1 protein-coding gene is annotated in these 5,061 nt (G+C 64.2%); it reads right to left on the bottom strand.

Features of this window, described 5'->3' with window-relative positions:
• On the bottom strand, nucleotides 1-5,061 hold a 5,061-nt coding region (locus B9Z39_RS16765), incomplete at both ends, for an S-layer family protein (protein WP_233249057.1).

The raw sequence follows: 5,061 nt of genomic DNA, 5'->3' as shown, positions 1-5,061 counted from the left end.
GCTGCCGTTTTGCACCGTCACGTCGCTGTTGTCAAAGCCGCTCACGGCTTCGCTGAAGGTGATCGTCACCACGCTGGTCTCGCCCGCTTTGAGCGCGCTGTCCGACAGGCTGATGCTCGCCGTCGGCGCCAGGGTGTCGATCGTCACCGTGTGGCTGGTGGAAACGCTGCTGGCGTTGCCCGCCACGTCGATGACTTTGGCTTTCAACGCATAGGTGGTGGCGTTGCTGAGCGTGGGCGTGTTGAGGCTGACAAAGCCTGCGGCAATGTCGCCCGCACTCAAGGTCACCGCCGTGCCCAAGGCCGTGGTGCCGTCATACAGCTGCACGGTGTCGTTGGCCACGGCATTGGTGCCTGTCAAACCCACCTTCACGGCCAGCACGGTGTCATCGGTCACACCACCCGAGCTGACGGGCCCGGTGATGCTGCCCACATCGTCGGTCACGCTCAAGAGGGTCGGTGCCACAGGGGCTGTGGTGTCAATGGTGACGGTGTAGTTGCCAGACGCCGCACTGGCGTTGCCCGCCACGTCAATGACTTTGGCGTTGAAGGCGTAGGTGGTGGCGTTGCTCAGCGTGTTCGTGCTGATGTCCACATAGCCGTTGCTGATGTCAGCAGCACTCAGGGTCGCCGCGCTCGCCACGGTGTTGGTGCTGTCGTACAACTGCACCGTGTCGTTGGCCTGTGCGTTGGTACCGCTCAGGCTCACGCGTACCACCAGTTGGGTGTCGTCGCTGCGCCCGCCGTTGCTCACGGCCCCTGTGAGGCTGCCCACGTCGTCGGTGACGCGGCTGATGCTGGGCGCCACCGGTGGCGTGGTGTCGATGGTGACCGTGTGGCTGGGAGATGCGGCACTGGCTGTGCCGGCTTGGTTGATGACCAACGCGTTGAACGCGTAGGTGGTGGCGTTGCTCAGGGTGGGCGTGTTGAGGCTGACAAAGCCTGCGGCAATGTCGCTGGCACTCAAGGTCACCGCTGTACCCAGCGCGGTGGTGCTGTTGTAGAGCTGCACGGTGTCGTTGGCCACGGCACTGGTGCCCGCCAAACTCACTTTGACAGCCAGCACCGTGTCGTCGGTCACGCCGCCGGAGATAACAGGTCCGGTGATGCTGCCCACATCGTCGGTCACGCTCAGGATGGTCGGCGCACTGGGTGCGCTGGTGTCAATGGTGACGGTGTGGCTGGCTGAGGCACTGCTGGCGTTGCCCGCCACGTCGATGACTTTGGCTTTCAACGCATAGGTGGTGGCGTTGCTGAGCGTGGGCGTGTTGAGGCTGACAAAGCCTGCGGCAATGTCGCCCGCACTCAAGGTCACCGCCGTGCCCAAGGCCGTGGTGCCGTCATACAGCTGCACGGTGTCGTTGGCCACGGCATTGGTGCCTGTCAAACCCACCTTCACGGCCAGCACGGTGTCATCGGTCACACCACCCGAGCTGACGGGCCCGGTGATGCTGCCCACATCGTCGGTCACGCTCAAGAGGGTCGGTGCCACAGGGGCTGTGGTGTCAATGGTGACGGTGTAGTTGCCAGACGCCGCACTGGCGTTGCCCGCCACGTCAATGACTTTGGCGTTGAAGGCGTAGGTGGTGGCGTTGCTCAGGCTGTTGGTGGTGATGTCCACATAGCCGTTGCTGATGTGGCTGGCGCTCAAGGTCAGGGCGCTCGCCACGGTGTTGGTGCTGTCGTACAACTGCACCGTGTCGTTGGCCTGTGCGTTGGTGCCGCTCAGGCTGACGCGCACCACCAGTTGGGTGTCGTCGCTGCGCCCGCCGTTGCTGACCACGCCGGTGATGCTGCCCACGTCGTCCACAACGCGGCTGATGCTGGGCGCCACCGGCGCCGTGGTGTCGATGGTGACGGTGTGGCTGGGGGACGCGTTGCCGATGTTGCCTGCCACGTCAATGACTTTGGCGTTGAAGGCGTAGGTGGTGGCGTTGCTCAGGGTGTGGGTGGTGATATCCACATAGCCGTTGCTGATGTCGGCGGCACTCAAGGTCGACACGGTGGCGATGGTGCTGGTGTTGTCGTACAACTGCACCGTGTCGTTGGCCACGGCAGCGGTGCCCGTCAGGCTGACACGCACCACGAGTTGCGTGTCGTCGCTGCGCCCGCCGTTGCTGACCGCACCGGTGACAGACCCCACGTCGTCGGTGACGCTGGTGATGCTGGGGGCTGCAGGTGCGCTGGTGTCGATGGTGACGGTGTGAAGGCCAGAAGCCGCACTGGCGTTGCCTGCCACGTCGATGACTTTGGCGTTGAAGGCGTAGCTGGTGGCGTTGCTCAGCGTGTAGGTGGTGATGTCCACATAGCCGTTGCTGATGTCAGTGGCACTCAAGGTCGCCACCGTGGCGATGGCGCTGGTGCTGTCATACAGCTGCACACTGTCGTTGGCTACCGCACTGGTGCCCGTCAAGCTGACGCGCACCACGAGTTGTGTGTCGTCACTGCGCCCACCGTCAGCCACTGCGCCAGTGAGGGCGCCCACGTCGTCGGTGACGTGGGTGATGCTGGGAGCGTTGGGCGCCGTGGTGTCGATGCTGAGGGTGCGTGACACCGAGGCCGCGCTGGCGTTGCCCGCCACGTCGATGACTTTGGCTTGCAAGACATACGTTGTGCCATTGGTCAGTGTGGGGGTGGACACATCCACGTAGCCCGCGACCAAATCGCCAGCACTCAGCGTGACCGCACTGCCCAAGGCCGTGCTGCCGTTGTACAGCTGCACGGTGTCGTTTTCTACCGCGTTGGTGTTGAGCAGGCTGATGCGCACCGACAACAGGGTGTCGTCGCTGTAGCCGCCGTCTGTGACGTTGCCGGTGATGGTGCCCACATCGTCGAGCACGCGCGACAAGGCTGGCGCGTTGGGTGCCAGGGTGTCCAGCGCTTGGCTGTTGCTGGTGTAGGTGATGTTGGGGTTGCCCGCCAGGTCGGTCACACCCGCGCCTTTGAGCACCACGGTGATCACATCGCCGTCGACACCCGCTTGTGGTGTGACGTTGACCACCCAGGTCGTGCCACTGCCGGTGATGCTGCTGATGCTGCCGTGGGTCACGGTGAAGTCGCTGCTGCTCAAACCGGTCACGGCTTCGCTGAACACATAGGTGTATGCCACGCTGGCGGTGGCTGCGTTGGCAGTGCCGGCCAAGTCGTCGGTCACGCTGCTGACCACAGGCAAGACCTTGTCAACGCCCAGCGAGCGCGTGGCCGAAGCGGTGTTGCCGTAGACATCGGCCAGGCTCGCCGTCAGCGTGCTTTGGTCTGTCAGCAAGGCCAAGTCAGCCGCCAACACCGTGACCATCCAACTGCCATCGGCCTGCACCGTCGCGTGGTAGGTGCCACTGCTCAAGCCTGCGATGTTGACCGTGCGCCCTGCTTCGCTGGTGTCGGTCGTGCCGCTGAGTGTCAGGTTGCCCGTGACTTCTTGGGCGTTGAGCGTGTTGTCGCCCGCAAAGGTGTTGATGCTCAAGGCCGGGGCCACGCGGTCCACCGTCAACTCGTTGCTGCTGATGTCGTTGGCCACCGTGTAGCCCATCGCGCTCACGCTCACCGCCACGTCGTAGCTGCCGTCCGCCGTGATCACACCCGCTGGCAAGGCCAGGCTCCAGGTCTTGGCTGTTGCGTCGTAGCTCAGCGCGCTGGGGTTGCTGCCCCCGCCCACCGTGTAGGTGTAACTCGCACCGTGCACCGTGACCGTGAAGGCGTCCCCAGTTTGCAAAGGCAGCTCCACGCTGTTGGGGTCGTTGGGGTCGGTCAACTTGAGCGCACTGCCACTCAAGGTGGGCGTGAGGCTGTTGGTGTTGACCACGTTGACGGTGGGCGTGTCGGGCGGGGCCAAACGCACTTGCAGGGTTTGGCTCACGGCCAGGGCATCGTTGCCCGCCAGGTCTTGCGCGTTGACTCGCAGCGCGTAGTCGTTGCCGTGCACCAGGGCGTTCATGTCCGCCTCAGGGATGTTCACGCTCCAGGTGTTGGCGGTGGTGACGGTGCCGGTATAGGTTTTTTGGTTGAAGTTGACGCTGTAGCTCGCGCCCACCTCCAAGCCCACGGCGGTGCCTTGCAGCAAGAAGGTGCTGCCGGCAATCGCGGTCAGCTCTGCCCGGTTCAAGACGTTGTCTGTGTTGCTCAGTGGCGTGGTGATGGTCAGCGTGGGCGCCAAGGTGTCAATGGCGTAGTTGCCACTGCTGGCGGTGGCGCCGCTGTTGCCCGCCACATCGGTGTAGCTGGCAGCGAGGGTGATGACGTTGCTGGCGTCTTCGAGGTTGGCGGTGGGCGTGAAGGTGCCCGTCCAGGTGACGCCACCGTCGGCGCTGCTGAGGGTGCCCAAGCTGCCGTTTTGCACCGTCACGTCGCTGTTGTTGAATCCTGTGACCGCTTCGCTGAAGGTGATGGTCACCAAGCTGGTGTCGCCGATCTTGAGCGCGCTGTCGGAGAGGCTGATGCTGGCCGTGGGGGCCAGGGTGTCGATGGCGTAGTTGGCGCTGATGGCGTTGCTGCCGCTGTTGCCTGCCACATCGGTGTAGCTCGATGCGAGCGTGACCACGTTGCTGGTGGATTCGAGGTTGGCCGTGGGCGTGAAGGTACCCGTCCAGGTAACGCCGCCATCGGCGCTGCTGAGGGTGCTCAGGCTGCCGTTTTGCACCGTCACGTCGCTGTTGTTGAAACCTGTGACGGCTTCGCTGAAGACGATGGTGACCACGCTGGTCTCACCGATCTGTAGCGCGCTGTCGGAGAGGCTGATGGTGGCCGTGGGGGCCAGGGTGTCCACGCTGTAGTTGGCGCTGCTGGCAATGCTGCCGCTGTTGCCTGCGATGTCGGTGTAGCTCGCAGCCAAGCTGACCACGTTGCTGGTGTCTTGCAGGTTGACGCTGGGCGTGAAGGTGCCCGTCCAGGTGACGCCGCCGTCGGCGCTGCTGAGCGTGCTCAGGCTGCCGTTTTGCACCGTCACGTCGCTGTTGTCAAAGCCGCTCACGGCTTCGCTGAAGGTGATCGTCACCACGCTGGTCTCGCCCGCTTTGAGCGCGCTGTCCGACAGGCTGATGCTCGCCGTCGGCGCCAGGGTGTCGAT

The organism is Limnohabitans sp. JirII-29 (assembly GCF_003063395.1).
GTDB lineage: Bacteria > Pseudomonadota > Gammaproteobacteria > Burkholderiales > Burkholderiaceae_C > Limnohabitans.
Note: the sequence above shows the minus strand (reverse complement) of the source record. Positions and strands in the feature narration are given on the sequence as shown.